Source organism: Micromonospora sp. WMMC241 (assembly GCF_027460165.1).
GTDB lineage: Bacteria > Actinomycetota > Actinomycetes > Mycobacteriales > Micromonosporaceae > Micromonospora > Micromonospora humi.
In genome coordinates, this window is sequence record NZ_JAPZBF010000001.1 from 5,505,611 (window position 1) to 5,532,357 (window position 26,747).

The 26,747-nt window shown below is 73.0% G+C and carries 25 protein-coding genes and 1 pseudogene; 7 read left to right on the forward strand and 19 right to left on the reverse strand.

Annotated features, from left to right (window positions below; all coding sequences use genetic code 11):
* The 7 genes from speB to O7598_RS24880 are packed head-to-tail and all read right to left on the reverse strand — an operon-like array spanning position 1 to position 7,779.
* A complete protein-coding gene (speB, locus tag O7598_RS24850; protein ID WP_269693684.1) occupies positions 1–1,014 on the reverse strand; it encodes an agmatinase in 1,014 nt (337 codons plus the stop codon).
* Positions 1,011–2,213 (reverse strand): saccharopine dehydrogenase family protein, encoded by a 1,203-nt coding sequence (locus O7598_RS24855; protein WP_269693685.1) that lies wholly within the window; start codon positions 2,211–2,213, stop codon positions 1,011–1,013. Before O7598_RS24855 ends, speB begins: the two co-directional genes overlap by 4 nt.
* On the reverse strand, positions 2,213–3,634 hold the full coding sequence (locus O7598_RS24860; protein WP_269693686.1) for an NAD(P)/FAD-dependent oxidoreductase: 1,422 nt from the start codon (positions 3,632–3,634) through the stop codon (positions 2,213–2,215). Before O7598_RS24860 ends, O7598_RS24855 begins: the two co-directional genes overlap by 1 nt.
* Positions 3,631–4,461, reverse strand: a complete 831-nt coding sequence (locus tag O7598_RS24865) for an ABC transporter permease (protein ID WP_269693687.1) — start codon at positions 4,459–4,461, stop codon at positions 3,631–3,633. Before O7598_RS24865 ends, O7598_RS24860 begins: the two co-directional genes overlap by 4 nt.
* Entirely contained in the window at positions 4,458–5,372 is a 915-nt protein-coding gene (locus tag O7598_RS24870; protein ID WP_269693688.1) for an ABC transporter permease, read from the reverse strand. Before O7598_RS24870 ends, O7598_RS24865 begins: the two co-directional genes overlap by 4 nt.
* Positions 5,369–6,589 (reverse strand): ABC transporter ATP-binding protein, encoded by a 1,221-nt coding sequence (locus O7598_RS24875; protein WP_269693689.1) that lies wholly within the window; start codon positions 6,587–6,589, stop codon positions 5,369–5,371. Before O7598_RS24875 ends, O7598_RS24870 begins: the two co-directional genes overlap by 4 nt.
* Before the next feature lie 5 nt (positions 6,590–6,594).
* Positions 6,595–7,779 carry a polyamine ABC transporter substrate-binding protein gene (locus O7598_RS24880; RefSeq protein WP_269693690.1) on the reverse strand — a complete coding sequence of 395 codons (1,185 nt, stop codon included), beginning with the start codon at positions 7,777–7,779 and terminating at the stop codon, positions 6,595–6,597.
* A 205-nt stretch (positions 7,780–7,984) separates the two neighbouring features.
* On the opposite strand from O7598_RS24880, the gene O7598_RS24885 reads away from it, so the two are divergent.
* Positions 7,985–8,497, forward strand: a complete 513-nt coding sequence (locus O7598_RS24885; protein WP_269693691.1) for an Lrp/AsnC family transcriptional regulator — start codon at positions 7,985–7,987, stop codon at positions 8,495–8,497.
* Here O7598_RS24885 and O7598_RS24890 read toward each other — a convergent pair.
* Positions 8,476–8,613, reverse strand: a pseudogene (locus O7598_RS24890) (DUF397 domain-containing protein); the annotation flags it as partial. The gene O7598_RS24885 and the pseudogene O7598_RS24890 overlap by 22 nt on opposite strands.
* A gap of 153 nt (positions 8,614–8,766) precedes the next feature.
* Here O7598_RS24890 and O7598_RS24895 point away from each other — a divergent pair.
* Entirely contained in the window at positions 8,767–10,113 is a 1,347-nt protein-coding gene (locus O7598_RS24895; RefSeq protein ID WP_269693692.1) for an aspartate aminotransferase family protein, read from the forward strand.
* A gap of 3 nt (positions 10,114–10,116) precedes the next feature.
* Positions 10,117–11,493, forward strand: coding sequence for an NAD(P)/FAD-dependent oxidoreductase (locus O7598_RS24900; RefSeq protein ID WP_269693693.1), 1,377 nt, complete (start codon positions 10,117–10,119; stop codon positions 11,491–11,493).
* A gap of 88 nt (positions 11,494–11,581) precedes the next feature.
* Here the strand turns inward: O7598_RS24900 and O7598_RS24905 are convergent, their stop codons facing one another.
* The gene (locus O7598_RS24905) at positions 11,582–11,965 is read right to left on the reverse strand and encodes a DUF3499 domain-containing protein (RefSeq protein WP_269693694.1); all 384 of its coding nucleotides are present in this window, start codon (positions 11,963–11,965) and stop codon (positions 11,582–11,584) included.
* Between the two features lie 154 nt (positions 11,966–12,119).
* Here O7598_RS24905 and O7598_RS24910 point away from each other — a divergent pair, with 154 nt between their 5' ends.
* Positions 12,120–12,569, forward strand: coding sequence for a metallopeptidase family protein (locus tag O7598_RS24910; protein ID WP_018787548.1), 450 nt, complete (start codon positions 12,120–12,122; stop codon positions 12,567–12,569).
* Between the two features lie 59 nt (positions 12,570–12,628).
* On the opposite strand, the gene O7598_RS24915 is transcribed toward O7598_RS24910, so the two are convergent.
* From O7598_RS24915 to O7598_RS24940, 6 genes are all read right to left on the reverse strand, one after another.
* A complete protein-coding gene (locus tag O7598_RS24915; protein WP_013284161.1) occupies positions 12,629–12,889 on the reverse strand; it encodes a WhiB family transcriptional regulator in 261 nt (86 codons plus the stop codon).
* A 456-nt stretch (positions 12,890–13,345) separates the two neighbouring features.
* Positions 13,346–13,690 (reverse strand): phospholipase, encoded by a 345-nt coding sequence (locus tag O7598_RS24920; protein WP_269693695.1) that lies wholly within the window; start codon positions 13,688–13,690, stop codon positions 13,346–13,348.
* A gap of 12 nt (positions 13,691–13,702) precedes the next feature.
* Complete coding sequence (locus tag O7598_RS24925; RefSeq protein WP_269693696.1) at positions 13,703–15,100, reverse strand: DUF4331 domain-containing protein; 1,398 nt, start codon at positions 15,098–15,100, stop codon at positions 13,703–13,705.
* Between the two features lie 72 nt (positions 15,101–15,172).
* Positions 15,173–15,463 (reverse strand): hypothetical protein, encoded by a 291-nt coding sequence (locus tag O7598_RS24930; protein ID WP_269693697.1) that lies wholly within the window; start codon positions 15,461–15,463, stop codon positions 15,173–15,175.
* Positions 15,464–15,614: 151 nt separating this feature from the next.
* Complete coding sequence (locus O7598_RS24935; RefSeq protein ID WP_269693698.1) at positions 15,615–18,125, reverse strand: bifunctional FO biosynthesis protein CofGH; 2,511 nt, start codon at positions 18,123–18,125, stop codon at positions 15,615–15,617.
* A 133-nt stretch (positions 18,126–18,258) separates the two neighbouring features.
* Positions 18,259–19,347: a hypothetical protein gene (locus O7598_RS24940; protein ID WP_269693699.1), complete on the reverse strand. Its 1,089-nt coding sequence runs from the start codon at positions 19,345–19,347 to the stop codon at positions 18,259–18,261.
* 99 nt (positions 19,348–19,446) lie between these two features.
* On the opposite strand from O7598_RS24940, the gene cofD reads away from it, so the two are divergent.
* Positions 19,447–20,394: a 2-phospho-L-lactate transferase gene (gene cofD / locus O7598_RS24945; RefSeq protein ID WP_269693700.1), complete on the forward strand. Its 948-nt coding sequence runs from the start codon at positions 19,447–19,449 to the stop codon at positions 20,392–20,394.
* Positions 20,391–21,476, forward strand: a complete 1,086-nt coding sequence (locus tag O7598_RS24950; protein WP_269693701.1) for a coenzyme F420-0:L-glutamate ligase — start codon at positions 20,391–20,393, stop codon at positions 21,474–21,476. Before cofD ends, O7598_RS24950 begins: the two co-directional genes overlap by 4 nt.
* A gap of 28 nt (positions 21,477–21,504) precedes the next feature.
* Here the strand turns inward: O7598_RS24950 and O7598_RS24955 are convergent, their stop codons facing one another.
* Both O7598_RS24955 and O7598_RS24960 read right to left on the reverse strand, forming a co-directional pair.
* Entirely contained in the window at positions 21,505–22,503 is a 999-nt protein-coding gene (locus tag O7598_RS24955) for an ArsR/SmtB family transcription factor (RefSeq protein WP_269693702.1), read from the reverse strand.
* A gap of 242 nt (positions 22,504–22,745) precedes the next feature.
* Positions 22,746–23,789 carry a hypothetical protein gene (locus tag O7598_RS24960; protein ID WP_269693703.1) on the reverse strand — a complete coding sequence of 348 codons (1,044 nt, stop codon included), beginning with the start codon at positions 23,787–23,789 and terminating at the stop codon, positions 22,746–22,748.
* Between the two features lie 39 nt (positions 23,790–23,828).
* Between O7598_RS24960 and O7598_RS24965 the strand changes: the two genes are divergently transcribed.
* The gene (locus O7598_RS24965) at positions 23,829–24,407 is read left to right on the forward strand and encodes an NUDIX hydrolase (protein WP_269693704.1); all 579 of its coding nucleotides are present in this window, start codon (positions 23,829–23,831) and stop codon (positions 24,405–24,407) included.
* Between the two features lie 30 nt (positions 24,408–24,437).
* On the opposite strand, the gene O7598_RS24970 is transcribed toward O7598_RS24965, so the two are convergent.
* Entirely contained in the window at positions 24,438–25,529 is a 1,092-nt protein-coding gene (locus O7598_RS24970) for a mannose-1-phosphate guanylyltransferase (protein ID WP_269693705.1), read from the reverse strand.
* A 64-nt stretch (positions 25,530–25,593) separates the two neighbouring features.
* Positions 25,594–26,739 carry a glycosyltransferase family 4 protein gene (locus O7598_RS24975; RefSeq protein ID WP_091060489.1) on the reverse strand — a complete coding sequence of 382 codons (1,146 nt, stop codon included), beginning with the start codon at positions 26,737–26,739 and terminating at the stop codon, positions 25,594–25,596.
* Between the last annotated feature and the right edge of the window lie 8 nt (positions 26,740–26,747).

Genomic DNA, 26,747 nt, shown 5'->3' on the forward strand with positions numbered 1-26,747 from the left:
TCAGCGGGCGTCGAGGAGGGGCTGGGTGGGGTCCCAACGGGCTCCTGAGGAGGCGTCTCGGCGGCGGCGGGCGATCGCGGACAGGGCTTCCAGGACCACGCGGTTGCCGAGGTAGGCGGTGATGTCGGCGTGGTCGTAGGGCGGGGCGACCTCGACCACGTCCAGGCCGACCACCGGCAGCTCGTAGCAGACCCGGCGGACCGCGTCGAGCAGCTCGCGGGAGGTCAGCCCGCCCGGCTCGGGGGTGCCGGTGCCGGGGGCCATGCCGGGGTCGACCACGTCCACGTCGACGGAGAGGAAGACGCCCTCGCACTCGTCGGTCGCGATGCCGAACGCCTCGGTGAGGCAGGTGTCCAGGCCCCGGGCCACGATCTCGGTCATCTCGTACGAGCGCATCCGCTGCTCGGCCATCCAGGCCAGCGTGTCCGGGCCGGGCCAGTAGCCGCGCAGGCCGATCTGGAGGAAGCGGTCGCCGCGTACCGCCCCGGACTCGATGAGCCGGCGCATCGGCTGGCCGTGCCCGTGCAGCGAGCCGAACTCGACGTCCCCGGTGTCGGCGTGCGCGTCGAAGTGCACCAGCGACACCCGGCCCAGCCCGTGGTGCCGGGCCACGCCGGTGGCGTCCGGCAGTGCGATGGAGTGGTCGCCGCCGAGCACCACCGGGATCGCGCCGGCGGCGGCGACCGCGTGCACGGCGGTCTCCAGGGCGGCCAGCGAGCGTTCGATGTCGCCGCCGAACATCTCCACGTCCCCGGCGTCGTAGACGCAGAGGTCCTTCAGCGCGTCCACGCGCAGCGCCAGCGACGGCCGGGAGCCGTCGTGCGGGAGGTAGCACGCCTGCCGGATGGCGGACGGGCCGAATCGGGTGCCGGGCCGGTGCGAGGTGCCGCCGTCGAACGGCGCGCCGATGACCACCACGTCGGCGTCGGCGTAGGTGACCGGCTCCTCGACCGTGCACGGCGGCACGCCGAGGAACGTCACGTCGGGGCCGTACATCGGGCCGTACCGGGTCATCGCTCCTCCATCCCCCAGGGGGAACCGTAGCCGGTGAGCAGGTCGAGGAAGGGCGTCGGCGGGAACGCCTCGGGGCCGAGCACACCCGCGCCGGACCAGGCGCCGGTGGCCAGCAGTTCCAGCGCGACGACCGGGTTGACCGCGGTCTGCCACACCACCGCCTGGTGGCCGTACTCGGCCATCGACCACTCGTTGTCGACCACGTGGTAGAGGTAGACCCGGCGGGGCCGGCCGTCCGGCCCGGTGCCGGTGACGTACGTGCCGGCACAGGTCTTGCCGCTCATCCGGTCGCCGAGCGTGGCCGGGTCGGGCAGCGCGGCGGCCACCAGGTCGCGCGGCGACACGTCGACGCCGCGCACCCGCACCGGGTCGGTGGAGTCCAGGCCGAGCTTGTGCAGGGTGCGCAGCACCTCGATGAACTCCGCGCCGAGGCCGTACTTGAAGGTGACCCGTCGCGCCGAGACCCAGCGCGGGATGAGCAGCACCTCCTCGTGTTCCACGTTGACGCACTCGACCGGGCCGATGCCGGCCGGGAAGTCGAAGACCTCCGGCTCGCTGAACGGTTCGGTGGTGAACCAGCCGCGGTCGGCCTCCCAGATCACCGGCGGGTTGAGGCACTCCTCGATGGTGGTCCAGATGGAGAACGAGGGCGCGAACTCGTGGCCGGCGACGGTGAGGTTCGCGCCGTCGCGTACCCCGATCTCGTCGATCTCGGCGAACAGCTCGTCGGCGGCGTAGCGGGCGAACACGTCGGACAGGCCCGGTTCGACGCCGATGCCGCAGAGCGCGAGGCGGCCGGCGTCGGCCCAGCGGTCGGCGACGGCGAACTGCTCGTCGCCGAGCTTGACACCGGGCTCGGCGTAGGGACGCTCGGGGTGCGGCCGGGACAGCGACATCGCCATGTCGAGGTAGTCGGCCCCGGCGGCGAACGCGCCGTCGAAGATCGGCAGGACGAAGCGCGGGTCGACCGCGTTGAGCACGTGCGTGATCCGGTGTTCCCGGCAGAGCGCGGTGACCGCGTCGGCGGAGGACGCGTCGACGGTGGCGGCGACGAACCGGTCGCCGTGACCGGCGACCGCCCGGGCGGCGCGCGCCGGGTCGTGGTCGGCGACCACCATGATCTCGAAGAAGGTACGGCGGGCGGCGATGGATACGGCGGCGGAGCCGACGCCACCGGCGCCGACGAGCAGGATACGCATCAGGAGTCGAACCCCAGTCCAGAGCGGTCGAGAGTACGGAGCCAGAGGTTGCGCCGCCCGTCCCGCGCGTCGGCGCGGGCGAGCGACCAGCGGGTGAGGTTGATGCCGGCGGCCCGGAACGGCTCCGGCGGGAACGGCAGCGGCTTGCGGCGCACCAGGTCGAGCCGGGTCAGCGGGGTGTCCGCGCCGGCGAGCAGGTCGAGCGTGACGCGCGCGGCGAACCGGGTGGCCCCGACGCCGAGCCCGGTGTACCCGGCCGCGTACGCCAGCCGACCGGAGTGTGCGGTGCCGAAGAACGCGCAGAACCGGGTGCACGTGTCGATAACCCCGCCCCAGCGGTGACTGAACCGCAGCCCTTCCAGCTGCGGGAACGTGGTGAAGAAGTGCGCGGCGAGGGTGCGAAACGTGGCGTCGCGCCGCTCCAGCGCCGGGGCCACCCGGTTGCCGTAGTGGTAGACCGCGTCGTAGCCGCCGAACAGGATCCGGTCGTCGGCGGTGAGCCGGTAGTAGTGGAACTGGTTGCCGGTGTCCGCCAGCCCCTGCCGGCGGCGCCAGCCGATCGCGTCCCGCTGCGCCGGGCTCAGCGGCTCGGTCATCAGCGCGTAGTCGTAGACCGGCACGGTCCAGGCGCGCAGCCGGCGCAGCAGCGGCGGGAACGCGTTGGTGGCGAGCGCCACCCGGGCGGCCCGCACCGCGCCGGGTGCGGCGTCCGCGCCGCCGGCCGTGGTGGCGCGCAGCGCGGCGCCGTCGGCGGCCAGCCCGGTGACGCGGGTGTGCTCGTGGATCCGCACGCCCAGGCCGAGCGCGGCCCGGCGCAGCCCCCAGGCGAGCTTCGCCGGGTCGAGCAGCGCCGTCCGGTCCCGATCCCACATCCCACCGAGGTACGTCGGCGAGGCCACCTCGGCGCGTACCTCGTCGCGGTCGAGCAGCCGCACGTCGCGGCCGTACCGGCGGCCCAGGTCGGCGTCGGCGGCGAGCCCGTCGAGCTGGTACGGCTCGACCGCCACCGCCAGCTCCCCGGTGCGCTCGAATTCGCAGTCGATGCCGTGCCGCGCCACCGTCGCGGCGATGGCGTCCAGGTTCTCCCGGCCGAGCCGTTCCAGCTCGACGATCTCGGCGGGGAACCGTTCGACGCCGTTGGCCAGCCCGTGGGTGAGTGAGGCGGCGCAGAACCCGCCGTTGCGCCCGGAGGCGGCCCAGCCGCAGGTGCCGGCGTCGACCAGGAGCACGTCGCGGTCCGGGTCGGCCTCCTTGGCCAGCAACGCGGTCCACAGCCCGGCGTAGCCGCCGCCTACCACCAGCAGGTCGGCGTTGTGCGCCCCGGTCAGCGGCGGCAGCGGATCGGGGCGGTCCGGCCGGTCCAGCCAGTACGGGACGGGCGCGGCGTCGGCCAGCGCCCGGCCGGTATGCGGGAGCGTCATGGCTTCCCCGCCGGGGTGGCGAGCACCGCGAGCGCGGCCCGGCGGGCTCGCCTGCCGCGCAGCGAGCTGGCCCCGACCAGCAGCAGCGCGATGACGAACATGGCCGTGCCGATGACGTTGACCTGCGGCGGGATGCCCCGCTGGGCGGCACCCCAGACGTACATCGGGAACGTGACGGTGGTGCCGGCGTTGAAGTTGGTGATGATGAAGTCGTCGAAGCTGAGCGAGAAGGCGAGCAGCGAGGCGGCCACGATGCCGGGCAGCACCAGCGGCAGCGTGATCCGGCGGAACGTCTGCCACTCGCTGGCGTACAGGTCCATGGCGGCCTCCTCCAGCCGCCGGTCCATGCCGGCGAGCCGGGCCTTGACGGTGACCACCACGAACGACACGCAGAACATCACGTGCGCGATGACGATGGTCCAGAAGCCCTGCGGCACCCCGGCGGCGACGAAGAGGGCGAGCAGCGAGGTGCCCATCACCAGTTCCGGGGTGGCCATCGGCAGGAAGATCAGGCCGTTGATCCCGGAGCGCCCGCGGAAGCCGTACCGGACCAGCGCGAAGGCCATCAGCGTGCCGAGCACTGTGGAGACCACGGTGGCGATCAGGCCGATCTCCATGCTGCGTACCACCGCGTCGCACATGTCGGCGGTGGCGCAGGGGCGGGCCCAGTTGTCCAGGGTGAACTCGTTGAAGTCGTAGGACAGCCGACTGGAGGGCCGGTTGAAGGAGAGCCCGGCGACCACCAGGATCGGCAGCGTGAGATAGCCGAGGACGAGCAGGGCCACGCCCATCACCCACCGGTCGGCGAGCCAGCGCCTGAGTTTCACAGCACCTCCTCCGTGCCGGCCCGGCGCAGGTAGGTGAAGACGATCGCCAGGATCGCGGCCATCAGCAGGAACGACAGCGCCGCGCCCTGCGGGTAGTCGAGCCGGACCAGGAACGCCGAGTCGATGACGTTGCCGATCATGTACTCGTTCGGGGTGCCGAGCAGTTCGGCGTTGATGTAGTCGCCGGTGGCCGGGATGAAGAAGAGCAGCGTGCCGGCGATCAGGCCGGGCATCGACAGCGGCAGGGTGACCCTGCCGAACGCGCGCAGCGGGTTCGCGTAGAGGTCGCTCGCCGCCTCCAGCAGCCGGGGATCGAGCCGCTCCAGGCTCGCATACAGCGGCAGCACCAGGAACGGCAGGAAGTTGTACGTCAGGCCGAGCACCACCGCGACCGGGGTGGCCAGCAGCCGACCGTCGGGGCCGAGCAGGTGCACGTCACGCAGCAGCCCGACCAGCGCGCCGTTGTCCGACAGGATCGTCTTCCAGGCCAGCGTGCGTACCAGGAAGCTGGTGAACATCGGTGCGACCACGGCCACCAGCAGCAGGTTCTTCCACCGGCCGGCCTTCTGCGCGATCGCGTACGCCAGCGGGTAGCCCATCAGCAGCGCGAGCACCAGTGCGATCGCCGAGTAGAGGAAGGACCGGAGGAACTGCGGCCAGTACGCCTGCAGCGCGTCCGGGTAGTTGCCGACCGCCCAGGTCATCGCGTACCCGGTGGAGAGCGAGCCGGCCGGGTCGTAGAGGCTGGCGGCGGCGAGTTGGAGCAGCGGCAGCGCGAAGAAGACCAGAAGCCAGGCCGCGCCCGGCAGCAGCAGCAGGTACGGCAGGAGGCGGTGTCGCCACCTCCGGTCGGGCGCGGGCGGGGCAGGCGTGGTAGGCGACGCCCCGCCGAGGTGGGCCAGCGCCGTCATGTCGCGGCTTCCAGACGCTGCGGTGGCGCGCCGACACCACCGTCCGCCGGGCCGCCGTCCGCCCGGCCGCCGCCGGTGGTACCGGGTCGGGTGGCGCTGCCGTCGACGTCGTCGCGGGCGGAGTCGTCGCGGGGCAGGACGAAGGAGTGCCGCGGATGCCAGTGCGCGGTGACCTCGGCGCCGGGCACCAGCCGGGCGTCCGGGTCGTTGTTCGCGGTGAACACCGACATCTCCTGCCCCCAGGCGGTGCGGAGCAGGAACTCGGTGCTCACGCCGGCGTAGCAGATGTCGGTCAGCACGCCACTGACCGCGTTGCGGCCGTCCGGGACCTCGGTGCGGTCGGCGACCAGGTGCAGCTTCTCCGGCCGGACGCCGAGCCAGACCGGGCCCCGCCGGGACCGGGCCCGGCCGAGCGGGGTGGCGAACCGGTTGCCGTGGCCGGTGACCAGCAGGTCGTCCGCGTCGTGGCCGCTGACCTCGGCCTCGATGAGGTTGGACTGGCCCAGGAAGTTGGCCACGAACGGGCTGGCCGGGTACTCGTAGATGTCGGCGGGCGCGCCTAGCTGCTCGATCCGGCCGGCGTTCATGACCGCGACCGTGTCGGCCATCCACATGGCCTCTTCCTGGTCGTGCGTGACGTGCAGGAAGGTGATGCCGACCTCGGCCTGGATCCGCTTCAGCTCGATCTGCATCTGCCGGCGCAACTTCAGGTCGAGCGCGCCGAGCGGCTCGTCGAGCAGCAGCATCTGCGGGTGGTTGATGAGCGCCCGGGCCAGCGCCACGCGTTGCTGCTGGCCGCCGGAGAGCTGGGCCGGCCGGCGCCGGCCGTACCCGTCGAGCTGGACCAGCGCGAGCATCCGCTCGACCTGGTCGCCCACCTTGCGGATGCCGCGGCGGCGCAGCCCGAAGGCCACGTTCTCGTGGATGTCGAGGTGCGGGAAGAGCGCGTAGCTCTGGAACACGGTGTTGACCGGCCGCTTGTACGGCCGGAGCGCGGTGATGTCCCGGTCGCCGAGCAGCACCCGTCCGCTGGTGGGCGCCTCCAGCCCGGCGATCATCCGCAGCGTGGTGGTCTTGCCGCAGCCGGACGCGCCGAGCAGGGCGAAGAACGAGCCCTGCGGGACGGTGAGGCTGAGGTCGTCGACGGCGGTGAAGACGCCGAACCGCTTGGTGACGTCGGCCAGTCGCAGATCGCCGGCCGGTGTTTCCTGCGCCATCTGCCTCACGCCCCGATGACCTGCTGGAACTTGGTCTCGTACTCCTTCTCGCGCTGCTCGTCCAGCGCCATGAAGACCTTCGACTTCGCCAGGATCGCGTCGTCCGGGAAGATCAGCGGGTTTGCCGCCAGGTCCGGGTCGATCTTCTCCATCTCGGCCTGCGCGCCCTGCACCGGGCAGATGTAGTTGACGAACGCGGCCAGCTTCGCGGCCACCGCCGGGTCGTAGTAGTGGTTCATCAACGCCTCGGCGTTGGCCCGGTGGGTGGCCTTGTTCGGCACGAGCATGTTGTCCGACCAGAGCATGACGCCGGACTCGGGCACCACGAATTTGATCTTCGCATCCTCGAAGCCGAGCTGGATCACATCGCCGGACCAGCCGATGCACGCGGCGATGTCGCCCTTGGCCAGGTCGGGAGCGTAGTCGTTGCCGGTGAAGCGCCGGATCTGCTTGCTGTCCACGGCCTTCCTGAGCTTGTTCAACGCGTCGTCGAACTGGGCCGCTGTGAAGTTCGCCGGGTCGTGTCCGCCGGCCTGGAGCAGCAGGCCCATGGTGTCGCGCATCTCCGACAGCACTGTCACCTTGCCCTTGAGGTCGGCGCGGGTGAGCAGCTCGTCGACGGTGCGGATCTCCTTGGTCACCTTGGCGTTGTAGGCCAGACCGGCCAGACCGGACTGCCAGGGGACGGCGAGCTGGGTGTCCTTGTCGAAGGAACGGCCGCGCAGCGACGGCAGCAGGTTCGCCTCGACGTTGGGAATCTTCGCCTTGTCCAGCTTCTGGACCCAGCCGAGCCGGATCATCCGGGCGGCCATCCAGTCGGTGAGCACCATGATGTCCCGGCCGGTGCTCTGACAGCCGGCGAGCTGGTTCTGCACCTTGCCGAAGAACTCGTTGTTGTCGTTGACGTCCTCGGTGTAGGTCACCTGGATGCCGGAGGCGGCGACGAAGGCGTCCAACGTGGGGCGCTTGGCGGCGTTCTTCTCGTCGGTGTCCATGTACTGCGGCCAGTTCGAGAACGCCAGCTTCTTCTCGGTGGCGGACAGGTCGTCGCTCCTGCATCCGGCTTCGGTCTGCTGGGCGCCCTTGGTGCCGCAGCCGGCGAGCGTGCCCGCGGTGGCGAGCAGCGCGGCCGAGCCGACGGTCCCGGTGAGCAGACCACGCCGGGTGAGCGTCCGGAGGGGACTACGCATGTGACGACTCCTTGGGGGCATCGTCGGCGGCGGGACGGGGGTGGCTCGCCGGCGGGAGGTCAGTGGCGATGGGGCACTGATCCTGACATGAGAAACCCTCTATCACAAGGGATTCCGTTGCCGGAATAGCTAAGCGCCACGAAATACGCCAGACTGCGCCAGGGCATTACGCTCAGCACAGAGAATCGGACATGGGGAGCGGGCGATGGCCAACCGGCAGTCGGAGAACGGCAACGGCAACCGTCGGGTCACTGTGCGTGAAGGCTCCAACCACGCTCTACTCGACGACGTGGCCAAGCAGATCATCGAGCAGCTCCAGGAGGACGGCCGCCGACCGTACGCGAGCATCGGCAAGGCGGTCGGGCTCTCCGAGGCGGCGGTACGCCAGCGGGTGCAGCGCCTGCTCGACGCCGGGGTGATGCAGATCGTCGCGGTGACCGATCCGCTCCAGCTCGGCTTCCCCCGCCAGGCCATGATCGGGCTGCGCACCGACGGCGACCTGGAACCGGTGGCCGACCGGCTGGCCGAGTTCGACGAGATCGACTACGTGGTGATCACCGCCGGCTCGTTCGACCTGCTGGCCGAGGTGGTCTGCCGCAACGACGCGCACCTGCTGGAGATCCTGCAGAAGCTGCGCGGGGTGCCCGGGGTGCTCTCCACCGAGGCGTTCGTCTACCTGAAGCTGCGCAAGCAGACCTACAGCTGGGGCACCGCCTGAGCCGGGGCGTGGCCGACGAAGGCCCGCCAAGCGGTCGGGGTGAAGCGGAGCGTGCCGCCGGCGCGGTCCTTGCTGTCGCGCACCAGCACCCGGCCGGGCAGGTTGCCGGCCACCTCGGGGCCGCGAAATCCGTCGCTGATGCCAACAGGTGTCGCTGAATTCGTCGCGTGAACACTCACTCACTTGCCATTTCGGCATCGGCTGTGGGATAACCGTGGGCAGAGCGGCCGGTGTCACCCCGGACCGGCCCGCGACCCGATGGGGCTGACATGGCCAACGTCACCGACCACCTCTGGATGCACTTCACCCGGATGGCCAGCTACTCCGCCGGCGAGGTCCCGACCATCGTGCGGGGCGAGGGCGCGTACGTCTGGGACGCGCAGGGCCGCCGCTACCTGGACGGGCTCGCCGGGCTCTTCGTGGTCAACGCCGGCCACGGCCGGACCGAGCTGGCCGAGGCCGCCGCGAAGCAGGCCGGCGAGTTGGCGTACTTCCCGCTCTGGTCCTACGCCCACCCGACCGCTGTCGAGTTGGCCGAGCGGATCGCCGCGCTCACCCCGGGCGACCTGAACCGGATCTTCTTCACCACCGGCGGCTCGGAGGCCGTCGAGGCGGCGTGGAAGCTGGCCCGGGCCTACTTCAAGCGCACCGGCCAGCCCAACAAGCACAAGGTGGTCAGCCGCTACATCGCGTACCACGGCACCTCGATGGGCGCGCTGTCGATCACCGGGCTGCCCGGCATCAAGAGCGACTTCGAGCCGCTGGTGCCCGGCGGGATCAAGGTGCCGAACACCAACTTCTACCGGGCGCCGGAGCACGGCGACGACGCCGAGGCGTTCGGCAGGTGGGCCGCCGAGGAGATCGGCCGGGCGATCGAGCGGGAGGGGCCGGACACGGTCGCCGCGGTGTTCCTGGAGCCGGTGCAGAACTCCGGCGGCTGCTTCCCCCCGCCGCCCGGCTACTTCGCGCGGGTCCGCGAGATCTGCGACGCGTACGACGTGCTGCTGGTCAGCGACGAGGTGATCTGCTCCTGGGGCCGGCTCGGCGAATACTTCGGCGCCGCCCGCTACGGCTACCAGCCGGACATCATCACCACCGCCAAGGGCATCACCTCCGGCTACGCCCCGCTCGGCGCGATGATCGCCAGCGACCGGCTGATGGAGCCGTTCCTCACCGAGACCGGCATGTTCGCCCACGGCGTGACGTTCGGCGGGCACCCGGTCTCCTGCGCGGTGGCCCTGGCCAACCTGGAGGTCTTCGCGCGCGAGGACCTGGTCGGTCACGTCCGGGCCAACGAGGACGCGTTCCGGTCCACCCTGGAGAAGCTGAACGACCTGCCGATCGTCGGCGACGTGCGCGGCGACGGCTACTTCTACGGCATCGAGCTGGTCAAGGACAAGGCGACCCGGGAGACGTTCGACGAGGCGGAGTCCGAGCGGCTGCTGCGCGGCTTCCTCTCCACCGCGCTCTTCGCCGCCGGGCTCTACTGCCGGGCCGACGACCGGGGCGACCCGGTGGTGCAACTCGCCCCGCCGCTGATCGCCGAGCAGCAGCAGTTCGACGAGATCGAGCAGATCCTTCGGGCCGTGCTCACCGAGGCGTGGTCCCGGCTGTAGACCGTGCGCTACCAGGACGTGTCCTACTGGCTGTCCGACGTGGACGAGCCGCTGACCCCACGGGCCGGGTTACCCGGCGACACGGACGCCGACGTGGCGATCGTGGGCGCCGGGTACACCGGGCTGTGGACGGCCTTCTACCTGGCCGAGGCCGATCCGACGCTCCGGATCGTCGTGCTGGAGCGGGAGATCGCCGGGTACGGCGCCTCCGGCCGCAACGGCGGCTGGTGCTCGGCGTTGTTCCCCACCTCGCTGCCGGCGCTGGCCCGGCGGCACGGGCGGGACCGGGCGCTCGCCATGCAGCGGGCCATGCACGACACCGTCGGCGAGGTCGGCCGGGTGGTGGCGGCCGAGGGCGTCGACTGCGACTGGCGGGCCGGCGGCACTGTGGTGCTGGCCCGCAGCGATGCCCAACTCGGCCGGGCCCGGGCCGCCGTGGCCGAGGCCCGGGCGTACGGGCTGGGAGACGACGACCTGGTGCTGCTCGACGCCGCCGAGGCCGCCGCGCGGTGCGCCGCCGACGGGGTACGCGGCGGCACGTACACCCCGCACTGCGCGGCCGTGCACCCGGCGAAGCTGGTCCGCGGCCTGGCCCGGGCGGTGGAACGCCGGGGCGTACGCGTCTTCGAACGCACCCCGGTGACCGCGCTGCGGCCCGGCGCGGCGGTGACCCCGGCGGGCGTGGTCCGGGCGCCGGTGGTGGTCCGGGCGACCGAGGGCTTCACGCCGGCGCTGCCCGGGCAGCGGCGGACGGTGGCGCCGGTCTACTCGCTGATGGTGGCCACCCCGCCGCTGCCGGCGGAGACCTGGGCCCGGATCGGGCTGGCCGACCGGGAGACGTTCGCCGACCACCGGCACGTCATCGTCTACGGCCAGCGCACCGCGGACGGCCGGCTCGCGTTCGGCGGGCGGGGCGCGCCCTACCACTACGGCTCCCGGGTGCGCCAGGGCTTCGACCGGGAGCCCCGGGTGTTCGGGGCGTTGCGGCGGGCGCTGGGCGAGCTGTTCCCGGTGCTCGGCCCGGAGCCGCCGGTCACCCACGCCTGGGGCGGCCCGCTCGGCGTGGCCCGGGACTGGGCGGCGTCCGTGGGGCTCGACCGCCGCACCGGGCTGGCCTGGGCCGGCGGGTACGTCGGCGACGGGGTCGGCACCAGCAACCTGGCCGGCCGTACCCTCGCCGACCTGATCCGGGGCGAGGAGAGCGACCTGACCGCGCTGCCCTGGGTCGGGCACCGCTCCCCGCGCTGGGAACCGGAGCCGCTGCGCTGGCTGGCCATCAACGCCGGCCTGAAGATCATGTCCTCCGCCGACGCCAGCGAGACCCGGACCGACCACCCGTCCCGCCGAGCCGCACTCTTCACGCGCTTCCTCGGCCACTGACCCGCCAACACACCGCGTCGATCATGAAGTTGGCGGCACTTCGGGAGATCGAAAACGCCGTCAACTTCATGATCGACGAAGAGGGGGGTCAGTGGTTGGGGGGGATCACGCGGAGGTGGCCTCGGCGGCCCTGCTGGTGGGGGGGCTGGGACTGGGGGTGGCGGGACTGCTGGGGGTCCTCGGGGGGGCGTGGCGGGGTCGGGCGGGCCGCCTCGCGGACCGCCTCGGCCAGCGCGACCAGGTCGTCAGTGGTGGGCGGCGGCGGCTCGAACTCGCCCTCGTGCCGCACCACGTCCCAGCCGCGCGGGGCGGTCAGGCTGCGGGCGTGCTGCTCACACAGGTCGTACGTGTGCGGTTCGGCGAACGCCGCGAGCGGGCCCACCACCGCCGTCGACTCGTTGTAGACATAGGTCAATGTGGCGACCGCTTGCCGGGGGCAGCCGTTACGGGAGCAGCGCCGTGGTGACCTCACGTGCGGCAGGGTATCCCCATTACCGGGTCCGGCGCACCGCTTCGCGTTACGACACGCCCGTCATGGTGATCACAATTCGCCGGATCGGCACACCGGCACGCCGGGTGGTCGCGCGACGGCGGTCGGGCCGGGCCACCGGGCTACCCTGTCCGTCATGACGAGCCCGCAGAACCGCCGCCCCGGCTCCGGCCGGCGCACCCACCGCGACCGGCACGGTCGGGGGCTGCGCGGGCGGCTGGTGCCGGCCACCGTGCCGTTGGCCCGGACGAAGGCCGAGGTCTTCGACGACCTGGTGCTCGACACCGTGGAGACGCTGGAACGCCGGTTCGCCAAGGAGCTGGCCGGGGTGGAGTTCGCCGTCGAGGACGTCCCGCCGGACCTGAACGTCTACGACTCCGACGTGCTGGAGGACGGCGAGGTGCCGCTCGCCCGGCTCCTGCCGGGCCGGCCCGGCCGTCAGGAGGTGCCGCCGCGCATCGTGCTCTACCGGCGACCGCTGGAGTTCCGCGCGATGGACCGCGAGGACCTCGCGGATCTCGTGCACGACGTGATCATCGAGCAGGTGGCGAACCTGCTCGGGGTCGACCCGGACGAACTGGCCTGAGCGTCGTTCGTCGTACCCCACGGACCGGGCGGCCCCCACCGCCCCGGTCCGTACGCGGGTCAGGCGGCGACCCGCCGCTTGAGCTTGCGCCGCTCCCGTTCGGAGAGGCCGCCCCAGATCCCGAACCGCTCGTCGTGGCCGAGCGCGTACTCCAGACATTCCGTCTTCACTTCACACCGCGAGCAGATGCGCTTCGCCTCGCGGGTCGAGCCGCCCTTCTCGGGAAAGAACGCCTCCGGGTCGGTCTGCGAGCAGAGCGCTCGCTCCTGCCACTCCGGCGCGTTCCCGAGCAGGTCGGCCACCTCGAGCTGGCCGTCCATCGATTGCCTCCTTGTCGCGCACCGGCGTCATTCGCCGCTGCAACCCCCCACGCGAAAGGCGTGCTTGTTCGTACGGGCCCAATTGGTGCGCTTCCGTGCGAACAACCCCATTCAAATTACACGCGTGTAATGCGTGCGCCGTCAAGCCAAACTTGATAATGGAGTCGCCCTCCCGACACGTCCGGGACAGCCGCCGCGGCCGCCCGTAGCCTCGCAACCTGCCCTATCGATTCAGACCCCGGACGAGTAACGCCCTCCCCGGCGAGTTGCCCCAAGTTTTCTGCCGTGGCGCGACGCCGGTGGGCCGGTCGGACGCCCCCGCCGACCGCTGTCCAAGATCACTAATGGTGGGCCAAAGGGTAACCCGCCCGGCTGGGTACCGCCTGTCAAGGCGGACAACGCCGATCGCGCCCCGTCCACCATGTGGACGGGGCGCGGGTGGCGGAGAGTGGCCGGTCAGTCTTTTCGCGACGGTGAGCTGGTCGGCCAGACGAATTCGGCGATCGAACCGCCGGTGACGGAGATCGCGCCGGCCGGCGTGTCGTCGTCCCACCAGACGGTATACACGCCCGCTTCCAGGTCCGGGTAGACGGCACTGTGGAAGACGCCGTCCAGGACGTGCCGCTCCCGTACCGCCGAATGGGTACGCGGGCCGTCCCGGTCCGCGCGACTGATCTCGATCTCCCGCCCGTGCAGGTCCCGACCGGTGTGGATGATCAGCGCGCCGGAGTCACCGCCGAGGTCGAGCATGACGGTGCCGCTGTACGACGGACCGAGGTCGTGGTGCCGGTGCTGGTGCATACCGCGCCCCCGTCAGGACTTCTTCGCCGGCGGGTTGTTGAACCCGTCGTACGGGGTGCCGAGGAAGGGGAAGTCGGCGAGGAACGGCGCGGTCACGTCGCCGGCGTCGAGACCGGGCGTGACGGCGGCCGCCGCGGCGTCCGGCTTGAACGTCTTGTCCACCAGCGGCACGGTGAGCCCGGCGATCGCCCGCAGCGCGATGGTCACCACGTCGTCGCCGACGCGCCGGCCGTTGGGGAAGCCGGCCAGGTCGCCGCCGAGCACCCCGAACCGGTCCGGCTTGGCGCTGGGCCGGATCGCCGTGTTCAGTCGCAGCATGTCGGCCTGGGTGTCGCCGGTGGTGTTGGCGAAGCCGTCGATCAACCCGGCCGGTACGCCGGTGAGCAGGATCGCCACCAGGTCGGCACGCGGCTTCTTCGCCTTGTTCAACGCGTCCAGGTTGGGAAAGACACCCGGATAGAGCACCGGCAGCAGCGCGGCCAGCTCGGGCCGCTCGACGAACCCGGCGAACCGCTTGTCCTCCGACGGCGGCAGGGTGTTCCACAGATCCTTCTTGGACATCGGCACGATCACCTCGTTGAACAACGGGTTGCCGAGCCGTGACACCTGAACGAACGGGCCGGTGGCGGTGTCCGCCGACACCCGGTCCCCGAGCACCCGGACCTGCTGGCGGGACGCGCTGGTCCAGACGCCGATGGTCGACGCGCGGTCGGCGTAGCCGTACCGGCTGGCCTTGCGGCGCACCTTGGCCAGCGGCACCTGGATGGCGATGCTGTGCACGTTCAGCCGGTCCAGCGCGTTGACCGGCTCACCCTCGGTCTTGAACAGCTTCTTCCCGGCCACGTGCAACTGCTGGAACGGCCGCAGCGTGCCCAGGTCGAACACCGCGCCCAGGTCCACGAAAAAGCCGTCGGCCCGCTGGCCGGCGAACACCTTCTCCCCGGTGGACAGCTTGAACGTCGCCTGCTTCACCAGGTTCTGGTAGTTCGGCGTGGACAGCGGACCCACGTTGCACGGCGGGCAGGGCAGCTTCGTCGCCAGCACGTGCTCGCGACCGTCCGCCACCCGGGTCAGCCGGTAGAACTGACGCCGGTTCCAGTTCTTGCTGTCCAGCGACTCGATCGCGCCGGTGTTGTAGAGAAAGCTGTTCTGGTTCGTGATCTCGGTGGTGAATTCGAAACGATAGGTGACGTCCGGGTAGCCGTCTCCGTCGTTGTCGACGTGGATCTCGTACCGGACGTCGTCACCGAACTCGAAGAAGTTGGGGCCGCCGGACGGGAGCTGCACCGGCACGTAGTTGGCGATCAACGTGACCGTGTCGGGCCGGCTCGGGCTGACGAACGCGTACAGGTCGGAGCTGTCGGCGACCGGATCCTTGGCGATCTCCGGGGCCTCGCGGTGAGAGGACATGGCGGACCACACCTTCGTCGGGGAACGTTTGACGGGACCGGCGTCGGGAGCCCGCGCCGGGAGGGGCGGGGATCAGCGACGGGCGGCGCGCACCAGGCGGTCGGCCAGACCGCGGTCGCGTACCTCGACCCGCGTCGTGCCGACGAAGACGTCCATCGTGCCGGTGGCGGCGTCGCGGAGATGCACCACGATCGGCTCGTCGCGCCGGCTCGCCGACGGGGCGTTCTGCGCGGCGGACAGGCCCGGCACGGTGAGCGCGGCCGCGCCGAGCGTGGCGCTCGCGGCGGCGGTCAACGTCTGCCGGCGGGTCAACCGCGGCCAGGCCCGCCGCTTCGGCGCGTCGGTGGTCTCGTCAGTGCTCATCGGCAACCTTTCCGCAACCGGCGCCGCAGCGCCGCAGGGGTCGGGCACCCGGACGCCGCCGGGTCCCCGGGCTGGGGTCACCGGCGGCGGTCCTCGCCGCAACCGCCGCCGGCATCCACAGGTACGGCGCGGCGCGGAAAAAGGTTCGACGTCAGGCGCCGGCGTGACCGTACGCGGTCGTCCGCTTGCGGAACGGACGACCGGCCGCCTCGGCGATCCCCCGCAACTGCTCCTCGGTGCGGGCCGAACCGTTGCCAGACCCGGCCATCCGGGAGATGGTCTCCTCCATCAGCGTGCCGCCGAGGTCGTTGCAGCCGCCGCGCAGCATCTCCACCGTGCCGGTGTCGCCGAGCTTCACCCAGGAGCACTGGATGTTGTCGATCCGGCCGTGCAGCAGCAGCCGGGCCATCGCGTGCACCACCCGGTTCTCCCGCCAGGTCGGCCCCGGCCGGGCGATGCCGGCCAGGTAGATCGGCGCGTTGGTGTGCACGAAGGGCAGCGCCACGAACTCGGTGAACCCGCCGGTGCGGTCCTGCACCCCGGCCAGCACCCGGAAGTGGGCCAGCCACTGGCCGGGGTGGTCGACGTGGCCGTACATCATCGTGGAGCTGGACCGGATGCCCAGCTCGTGGGCCGTGCTCACCACGTCGACCCAGGCGGCGGCCGGCAGTTTGCCCTTGGTGAGCACCCAGCGCACGTCGTCGTCGAGGATCTCGGCGGCGGTGCCCGGGATGGTGTCCAGGCCCGCCTCCCGCAGCATGCCCAGCCACTCCCGCACCGGCACGCCGGCCTTCGCGGCCGCGGTGACGATCTCCATCGGGGAGAACGCGTGCACGTGCATCCCCGGCACCCGCGCCTTGATCGCGCGGACGATGTCGGCGTACCCGGTCACCGGCATCTTCGGGTCGATGCCGCCCTGGAGGCAGACCTCGGTGGCGCCCGCCGTCCACGCCTCCTCGGCCCGGTCGGCCACCTGCCCCAGGGACAGCCGGAACGCGTCCGCGTCGCTCTCCCGCTGGGCGAACGCGCAGAACCGGCAGCCCACGTAGCAGACGTTCGTGAAGTTGATGTTCCGGTTGACCACGTAGGTCACGTCGTCGCCCACCGCGTCGCGGCGCGCGTCGTCGGCGAGCCGGCACAGCTCGTCCAGCGCCGGCCCGTCCGCGCCGAACAACGCCAGCGCCTTCGCCTCGTGCGCCGGCGCCAGCAACGCGGCCGGGTCGGTCGCCGCCAGCCGCAGGCCGGCGCGCAGGTCGGCGTCCGCGCCGCCGGTCCCGGGTACGCCGGCGCGCACCGCGAGCGCCTCCGGGGTCACCTTGCCGGCCACCTCGGACCAGTCGCCGTAGACGCTGTCGAAGTCGCCCCGCCGGTCCTCCGTCCGGCCGGTGACGTCGATCGTGGCGTGCAGGTCGGTCCGGCCGCCGAACACCTCCTCCGGCTCCTGCCAGGGCCGCCCCACCGGGCGGGCCTCCTCGACCGCCAGCCCGGTGGCCGGGTCGGCGAGCGCGGTGACGTGCGGCAGCAGGCGCGGGTCCAGCCACGGCCCGCCGGCCCGCACGTACTCCGGGTAGACCGTCAACCGTTCGCGCAGCGTGAAGCCGGCGCTCGCGGTACGCGCGGCCAGCTCGTCGAGCTGCGGCCAGGGCCGCTCCGGGTTGACGTGGTCCGGCGTGACCGGCGAGACGCCGCCCCAGTCGTCGATGCCGGCGCGCAGCAGCAGGTCGTACTCGCCGGCGATCAGGTTCGGCGGCGCCTGGATGCGCGCCTTCGGGCCGAGCAGCACCCGGGCCACCGCCACGGTGGCGGCCAGGTCGTGCAGCTCCGCGTCCGGCATGCCGCGCATCGCGGTGTCCGGCTTGGCGCGGAAGTTCTGCACGATCACCTCCTGGAGGTGGCCGTACTCCCGCATGGCGCGGCGGATCGCGAAGAGCGCGTCGACCCGCTCGGTGAGGTTCTCGCCGATGCCGATCAGGATGCCGGTGGTGAACGGCACGCCGACCCGGCCGGCGTCGTCGAGCACCCGCAGCCGTACCGCGGGCTCCTTGTCCGGTGAGCCGAAGTGCGGGCCGCCCGGCTCCGACCAGAGCCGGGTCGCGGTGGTCTCCAGCATCATGCCCATGCTCGGCGCGACCGGCTTCAGCCGCTGCAACTCCGACCAGGAGAGCACGCCCGGGTTGAGGTGCGGCAGCAGGCCGGTCTCCTCCAGCACCGCCACGGCGCAGGCGCGCAGGTAGTCGAGCGTCGAGTCGTAGCCCCGCTCGTCCAGCCACCGCCGGGCCGCCGGCCACCGCTCCTCGGGCCGGTCGCCGAGCGTGAACAGCGCCTCCTTGCAGCCCTGCGCGGCGCCCTCGCGGGCGATCGCCAGCACCTCGTCGCGTTCCAGGTAGGCGGCCGGCAACCGGTGCGGCACGGTGGCGAACGTGCAGTAGTGGCAGCGGTCCCGGCAGAGCCGGGTCAGCGGCACGAAGACCTTCTTCGAGTACGTGACCACGCCGGGCCGGCCGGCGTCCCGCAACCCGGCGTCGCGGATGCCACCGGCGACGCGGAACAGCTCGTCGAGCGCCTCACCGCGCGCGGTGAGCAGCGCGGCCGCCTCGTCCGTGTCCAGTGCCCGGCCGGTGGCGGCGCGGCCGAGCGCCCGTCGCACGCTCGCATCAACCATCGGCCCAGCCTATGCACCCACGCGGGGTGCAAGGAGGGGCCCCCTCTTAACGCCTCCGGTAGAGGAGGGGGCCCCGCTTGACACTCCGCGCCGGCCTGGGCGGGCGGCGGTGGTCCGCCGCCCGCCGATTGGGTCACCGAGGGTGGTTCGGGTCCTCGCGGTCAAAGCGCTGGGTGCGCTCGTCGTCGGCCGGGGACGCCTGCTGGCCCGGCTCGGCGGACTGGCGCGGGATCGCCTGGGTCGGGTCGGCCGACGGCGGCTGGCCGAACGGCGGCGCCGACGGCGGGGCGTCGAACTGAGCGGCGTCGGACTGATGGCCACCGAACGGCGGGGCACTGGACGGCGGGGCGCCGAACGGCGGGCCGGCCTGCGGGGAGCCGAACTGCGAGCCGGGCTGCGGAGGCCCGAACTGCGAGCCGGGCTGAGCGGAACCGAACTGCGGGCCGGGCTGGGCGCCCGGCTGCGGGGAGCCGAACGGCGGGGCCGACTGCGGGGCGTGCGGCGGCGCGGTGTTGAACGGCGGGGCCGACTGCGGCTGGCCGTACGGGCCGGCCTGGGGCCAGCCCGGCTGCGGCGGGCCGCCCGCGTGCGGGTAGCCCGCCGGGGCCTGGCCGGGCTGCGGGGGCACACCGGCCGGCGGGTAGCCACCCGGGGCCGGATAGCCGCCGGGCTGACCGGGCTGCTGCGGCCAGCCGGGCTGGGCCTGGCCGTAGACGCCGGGCTGCGGCTTGGGCTTCGGCACGTAGTAGAGCGTGCGCCAGATCTTGAAGACCACGTACGCGGCGACCACGAAGATCGCCAGCCAGGCCACCCGGGTGAGCAGCCCGAGGAACGCGTCGAGCACCTCGCCGTCGGCGAGCCGGCCGACCAACCAGGCCAGGAACGTGAGCGCGCCGAAGACGGCGGAGAACGCGTACTCGCCGAACGCCACCTGGGTGATCAGTTTCGCCTTCGGCAGCGCCGGGCGGACGTGGGTGGCGAGCAGGACGGCCAGCAGCGGCAGGACCGTCGCCTCCAGCCCGACGAAGGTGAAGAAGGCGCTGCCCGCCCGGCCGCTGAACGTGCTGTAGTCGTCGGCCGGCACCAGCAGGCGCAGCAGGCCGACGAAGAGCAGCACGGCGTTCGCGCCGAGCAGGACGAGCGCGGCCAGTTCGCGTAGCGGTTTGGTCAGTTGGCTGGCCTGCGCGGCGTCACCGGACGCGGGCTCGGCGGGGCTGGTCACGGACTCCCCCAGGGGACGAAAGCGGACAGTTGGCGAAGTGAGCCTAGTCTCTCCGGCCACCGGGCGATCGACGGCGGCACGTGCGGAAGGATGGACGGCATGCGCATCGTGGTACTGACCGGCGGCATCGGGGGCGCCCGCTTCCTGCTCGGCGTCCGGGCGTACGCCCGGGAGGTGGGCGCCGAGGTGACCGCCGTGGTCAACGTCGGCGACGACCTGCTGCTGCACGGCTTGCAGGTCTGCCCCGACCTGGACAGCGTGCTCTACACGCTCGGTGGTGGCGCCGACCCGGAGCGTGGCTGGGGTCGGGTCGGTGAGACGTGGACCGTCAAGTCCGAGCTGGCCGCCTACGGGGCGGAACCGAGCTGGTTCGGTCTCGGCGACAAGGACCTCGCCACCCATCTGGTGCGTACCACGATGCTCAACGCGGGCTATCCGCTGTCGCAGGTCACCGAGGCGCTGGCCGCCCGCTGGCAGCCCGGCGTACGCCTGCTGCCGGCCACCGACGACCGCCTGGAGACCCACGCCGTCATCGAGGACGACAAGGGGCGGCGGGCGATCCACTTCCAGGAGTGGTGGGTACGGCACCGGGCCGACGTACCGACGCACCAGTTCGTCTTCGTCGGCGCGGACGCGGCGAAGCCCGCCCCCGGCGTGGTCGAGGCGATCGCCGCCGCGGACGTGGTGCTGATCGCGCCGAGCAACCCGGTGGTCAGCATCGCGCCGATCCTGGCCGTGCCCGGCCTGCGCGACGCGGTGGCCGGCGGCCCGGCCCCGGTCGTCGGGGTGTCGCCGATCATCGGCGGCGCGCCGGTACGCGGCATGGCCGACCGGTGCCTGGCCGTGCTCGGCGTCGAGTGCAGCGCGGCCGGCGTGGGCGGCCTCTACGGCGGCCGTTCGACAGGCGGGCTGCTCGACGGCTGGCTGGTCGCCCCGGAGGACGCGGGGGCCGTGGTGCCGGACGTGACGGTCGCCTCGGCGCCGCTGCGGATGACCGACGAGGCGGCGACCGCCGCGATGGTGCGCGCCGCGCTGGAGTTGATGTGAGGCTGGAGATCCTGCCGGTGCCGGGCATCGGCCACGTGACCGAGGGCGACGACCTGGCGGCGCTGATCGCCGGCGCGGCCCCCTGGCTGCGCGACGGCGACGTGCTGGTGGTCACCAGCAAGATCGTGTCGAAGGCGGAGGGCCGGCTGGTCGACGTGCCGGCGGACGGCCCGGAACGCCTCGCCGAGCGGGACCGGGTGCTGGCCGGCGAGACCGCCCGAGTGGTCGCCACCCGCGGCGCGACCCGGATCGTGCAGACCCACCACGGGTTCGTGATGGCCTCGGCCGGCATCGACGCGTCCAACGTGGACAAGACCCGGCTGGTGCTGCTGCCGGTGGACCCGGACGCCTCCGCGCGGGCGCTGCGGGCCGCGCTGCGCGACCGGTTCGGCTTGGACGTCGCGGTCATCGTCAGCGACACCATGGGCCGCCCGTGGCGCAACGGCCTCACCGACGTGGCGCTCGGGGTGGCCGGCATGCCGGCGATCCGCGACCACCGCGGCGAGGTCGATCCCTACGGCAACGAACTTCACCTCACCCAGATGGCAGTGGTCGACGAGCTGGCCGGCGCCGGTGAGCTGATCAAGGGCAAGTGCGACCAGGTGCCGGTCGCGGTGGTCCGCGGCTACCTCGACGCGACCCGCGACGACGAGGAGGGCGCCCGCACGCTGGTGCGGGACGCCTCGCTGGATCTCTTCTCGCGGGGCACCGCCGAGGCGCGCGCCGACGGCCTGCGCGCGGCGGCCCTCCTTGCCGACGGCACCGGCCCGACGCCGGCCGACCCGGCCGCGGTGGACCGGGCGATCGCCGCGGTCGCCGAGGTGGTCGCCCCCGGCACGGTCTTCACCCACGTGACCGACCAGGAGGTACGCGAGGGGCTCGCCGCCAACGCGCCCGACTGGCCGGCCACCGCCACCGGCCTGGTGCTCGGCGCGGCGCCGGCCCCGGTCGACCGGGCGGATCTGGTCCGGTTCGGCGCGGACCTGCAACGCCTGCGCATCGCGCTGGCCGCCGAAGGGGTCGCCTCGACCCTGCTGCCGCCGCCGGCGGGCACCACCGCCAGCGCCATGCTGGCGCTCTGACCGCGTTCCGAGCCGCCCGACGGGCGGGTCAGGCGTCGAGGACCGCGCGGCCCAGCGGCGTCAGCGTGTGCAGCACCGTGTTGCGGTCGCGGTGGCTGACCAGCAGCCCGGCGTTGCGCAGCACGGTGGTGTGCTGGCTGGCCGCGGCGGCGGAGATGTGCAGCCGTCGGGCCATCTCGCCGGTGGTGCAGCCCTCGTCGGCGACCTGGAGCACGGCGGCTCGGGTGCGCCCGAGCAGCGCGGCGAGCGCCTCCCGCTGGGCGGCGTCGCTCTCCCGGCCGCCGCCGGCCTCGGGGGTGAGGCCGCCGAGCCGGTCGACCGGGTAGACCAGCACCGGGGGCAGGCTCGGGTCGAGCAGTGCGACCGGGGTGCGGGAGCAGAAGAACGACGGGACGAGCAGCAGGCCCCGGCCGTCCAGGTGCAGTTCCCGGGTGTCCGGGTAGTCGAGCACCTCGAGCACCCCGTCGGCCCAGCGCATGGCCGGCTTCAGGCTGGCCAGCAGACCTTCGGCGCCGCCGTCGAGCATGGCCCGGGCGCGGCGGGACCGGTCCGCCTCGACGGCCGCCTGGACCCGCGCCCAGTACGGCGTGACCGCCAGCTCCTGGTAGCGCGCCATGGTGTCGGTGAGGTCCTGCAGCACCTCGGGTTCGCCCCGGGCGAGCGCGCCTGCCGACGGAGGCAGCGGGGTCTCCCCGGCGAGCACGGTGAGGTCACGACGCAGCATGCCGAGGGGGGTCCCCCGGACCGCTTCCAGCCCGGCCTCGAACCCGTCCCGGCTGGCGGAGGGGGTGAGGAAGTCGGGGAAGTAGCCGCGCGGCGGGTTGAGCGCGAGCAGCAGCCGGTAGCGTTCGGCGCCGGTGTCGGTGCGCAGGCCGCGTGCCACGCCACGTCGCCAGGGCGTCGACAGCGGGTCACGGCCGCGCCCCTGGAGCAGGTGCAGGCTGAGGACCAGCTCCCAGAGCGGGTCCGCGGCCGGGGCGACCCGGGTCCGCAGAATGTCCTCGCTCGAAAAAATGATCTTCAACATGGAGCGCTCCCGGGTGGACGCCGGAGGTGCCGGCCACCCCTGGCACTTTACCCGGCGGCACTAATCTCCATCTTTAAGCGTGACGTGAAAGACCTCGACGCCGGAAAAAGAGTTCGGCAGACTCTTGATTGCCCGCCGACGCCGGGGTGCAGTGTCGACCCGGTCGCCGGCCGACGGGCGTGGCCGGACGGCACCACGAGGGTCTGCGGATTCGCTCCGCAGGGGTGCCGTCCGGCCCTCGCTCATCCGATCCAGAGCGCCACCCGGTGGTCCTCGTCGGTGACGTAGCACCAGCCTCCCGCCAGCTCGGCCAGCCCTTCCACGTGGTGGAACGGCGCCAGCTCCGCCACCAGCTCGGCGTCCACCCGGGCCGCGTCGCCGGCGACGTGGCGGAACCGCACGTGCCGCGACGTCACGTCGCCGCCGTGCGGGTGGTCGTCGAGCAGCACCGAACCCTTGCCCAGCGCGTCGATCGAGCCGATCACCGCCGCGTACCCACCGTCGCCGGTCGGCGTGATCGCGCGGAAACCGGCCAGCGCGCCGGCCGGCGTCACCCCGGTGATCGCGTACGCCCCGAGCGCCCGCGGCCAGCGCGCCGGACCGCCGTCGTCGAACATCTCCGCCACCCCGGCCAGCTCGACGTAGACCGGTTCACCCGCGGCGGTCACCGGGAAACGCAACCCGAGCAGCACCGTACCCGCCGGGGTGAACGCCGCCGCCTCGACGTTGAGCGGCAGGTCGTCGTCGGCGAGCCGGGTCACCCAGCGCTTGGCCCGGACGGTGCCCCGGGCCCGGGTCTCCACGATGAACCGTCGCCGGACCTGCTCGCCCGGCGGCAGCAGGGACAGCGGGGCGGCGACGAGCGCGTCGTTGACCGCCCGGTGCAGCCGGAACCGGTTGCGGACCACCCGCACCGCGAGCGGCCCGCTCACCGCGTCGTCCTCCCGGAACCGGGCCACGAACGCCCTCCGGGGGCGCAGCGGCCCGCCCTTCGACCCGAAGTGCGAGCCGAAGACGTACACCCAGCCGTCGTGGTGGGCGAGCGCCTCGCCGTCCTCGGTGCGCCCGTTCTCCGGACCCGCGTCGGCCGGCACGTGGTGCGCCACCCACTCGCCGTCGTCACGCTCCAGCAGCAGCGCCAGGCACCGCTCCACCGGCCCCTCGTCCAGCACGGTCCAGAACCCGCGCCGCGCGCCGTGGGCCCGCAGCAGCGCGGGTGAGCGGACCGGCAGCAGGTCGCTGGCCTCGTTGCCGGCCACCAGGAACTCGACGAGTCGCGGGGTCACCGGGCCAGGGTACGGAGGCGACGCTCGTACAGTGTCCGGGTGCCCGACACCTCCCACACCACGTACGCCGACCTGTACGCCGACGCCGTCGCGGAGCTGGACCGCTGGACGGCGACCAGCCCGGCGGCCGCCGCCAACCGCGACCGCACCCTGGCTCTGCTGGCCGCCGGGCCGGTGGCGATGAGCCGCGCGCACCGGCCCGGGCACGTCACCGCCAGCGCGCTGATCCTCGACCCGACCGGCAGCCGGGTGCTGCTCTGCCTGCACCGCAAGTTCCACCGGTGGGTGCAGCTCGGCGGGCACTGCGAACTCCAGGACCGCACCCTGGCCGCCGCCGCGCTGCGGGAGGCCACCGAGGAGTCCGGCATCGCCGGCCTGACCCTCGACCCGGTGCCGATCGACGTCGACGTGCACCCGGTCACCTGCCACGGCGGCTCACTGCACTACGACGTCCGGTACGCGGTGTTCGCCCCGGCCGGCGCGATCGAACGGATCAGCGACGAGTCCGAGGCGCTGGGCTGGTTCCCGCCGGACCGGCTGCCGGAGCCGCTCGCCGACGGGACCGCCCAACTGGTGGCGCCGGCGCTGGCCGTGCTGGCCCGTCGCGCCGCCGGCTGAGGACACCCCGCCGGCGCGACGGGCGCCCGGTCAGACCAGGCCCTCGTCGCCACGCTCCTTGAGCTGGTCGACGACCTTCTTCACGTCCTGCGCGCGGTCGCGCGGGCAGACCAGCACCGCGTCCGGGGTGTCCACCACGATCAGGTCGTGCACGCCGACCGTGGCGACGAACCGGCCGGAGTGCGGCACCACCACGGTGCCGGTGGTGTCGTGCAGCAGCACGTCCGGCTTCCCGTCGCCGCCGAGCACCACGTTGCCGGCGGCGTCGGCCGGCAGCACCTCGCCGAGGGTGTGGAAGTCACCGACGTCGTTCCAGCCGAAGTCGCCCGGCACGGTCGCCACCCGGCCGGCGGTCGCCGCGCCCTCCATCACCGCGTAGTCGACCGAGATCTTCGGCAGCGTCGGCCACACGGTGCCGAGCACGTCGTCCTGCTCCGGGGTGCCCCAGGCCGCCGCGATGGCGGTGATCCCGGCGTGCAGCGCCGGCTGCTGGCGGGCCAGCTCCGCCAGGAAGACGTCCACCCGCCAGACGAACATGCTGGCGTTCCAGAGGTGCCGGCCGGAGCGGAGGTAACCCTCGGCCACCTCGACCGCCGGCTTCTCCTTGAACTCGCGCACCGGTCGCAGCGGCCCGCCGTCCACCGGGTCGCCGGTCTCCAGGTAGCCGTAGCCGGTCTCCGGCCGGGTCGGGGTGATGCCCACCGTCACCAGCAGCCCCTGCTCGGCGCCGCGGATCGCCTGCCGCACCACCTCGGCCAGGCGGTCCGGGTCGCCGATCAGGTGGTCGGCCGCGAACGAGCCCATCACCGCGTCCGGTGCACGCTCGGCGATCACCGCGGCGGCCAGCGCGATGGCCGCGCAGGAGTCTCGCGGCGAGGGCTCCACCAGGACGTTCTCCTCCGGCAGGCCAGCCAGTTGCCGGGCCACCGCCGCGGCGTGCGCGGCCCCGGTGACCACCAGCGTGCGCTCCGGTGTGGTCAGCGGCGCCAACCGGTCGACCGTGGCCTGCAGCAGCGAGGCGGGGGTACCGGTCAGCGGGTGGAGGAACTTGGGATGGCCGGCGCGGGACAGCGGCCACAACCTTGTGCCGCTGCCGCCCGCCGGGATGACGGCGTAGAACATCAGCACATCATGCCCGAAGCGGGCGAGTTGCCACGGCGCGAGCGCGGCGCGCCGTGGCGGACGCTCAGGAACGTGCCCGCCGCCAGGCGGCGATGTGCACCTCCGCGCTGGACTCCCAGGTGAACTCCTTGGCCCGGTCGAAGCCGGCCTTGGCCAGGGAGAGCCGCCGCTGCTCGTCGTCGAGCAGGGCGGCCAGGTCGGTGGCGATCTGGTCCGGGTCCTCGCTGGTGTAGGCCACGGCGTCGCCGCCCACCTCGGGCAGGGAGAGGCGAGGCGTGGTGAGCACCGGGGCCGCGCACGCCATCGCCTCCAGGATCGGCAGCCCGAAACCCTCCCCGTAGGACGGGTAGGCGGCGACCAGCGCGCCGCCGAGGAACCCGGGCAGGTCGGCGTAGCGCAGGTAGCCGGGGCGGAGCAGCCGCAGGTGCGACGGGACCTCGGCCACCGCGCGGTCGATGTCGTCGTCGTGGCCCTGGCCGCCGGCCACCACCAGCACCGGCGGGTTGGGCCGGTCGGCCACCGCCCGGGCCCAGCCCCGGATCAGGTTGGGTACGTTCTTGCGCGGCTCCTTGGCGCCCAGGAACGCGACGTAGCTGTTGTCGCCCAGCCCCAGGCGGGCCCGGACCCGCGCCTTCTCCTCGTCGCCCGGCGCGTGGAAGGCGGCCTGGTCGACGCCGTGGTAGGCCACGTCGATCCGGGTCGGGTCGGCGTCCAGCAGCCGGATCAGCTCGTCGCGGGTGGCCTTGCTCGGCACGATCACCCGGGCGGCGCGGCGCAGCGAGGTCTTGATCGCGCTGCGGAAGAACGTCCGGCGCGACTTGTCGTAGTGCTCCGGCTCGGTGAAGAACGTCGCGTCGTGCACGGTCACCGTCACCGGACATCCGGCCCGCAGCGGGCAGGTGTAGAACGGCGAGTGCAGCACCTCCGCGCCGACCTGCTGGGCCAGCAGCGGCAGGCCGGTCTGCTCCCAGGCGAGGCGCGCCGGGCGGTGCGCCACCGCCGCCGGCGCGGGGATGATCTCGGCGCCGGGCAGCATCCGGGTGTAGCGCTCCAGGTCGGTGCGGAGGCTCACCACGGCCAGGTCGACGCCGTCGCCGCAGACCCGGCCGAGCGCGCCGAGCAGGCCGTCGACGTATCTACCGACGCCGCCGCGATCGGCGGGGACACTCGTGGCGTCGATGAGAACGCGGGGCGGGCGACCGGCGGTCACGGGGCGAC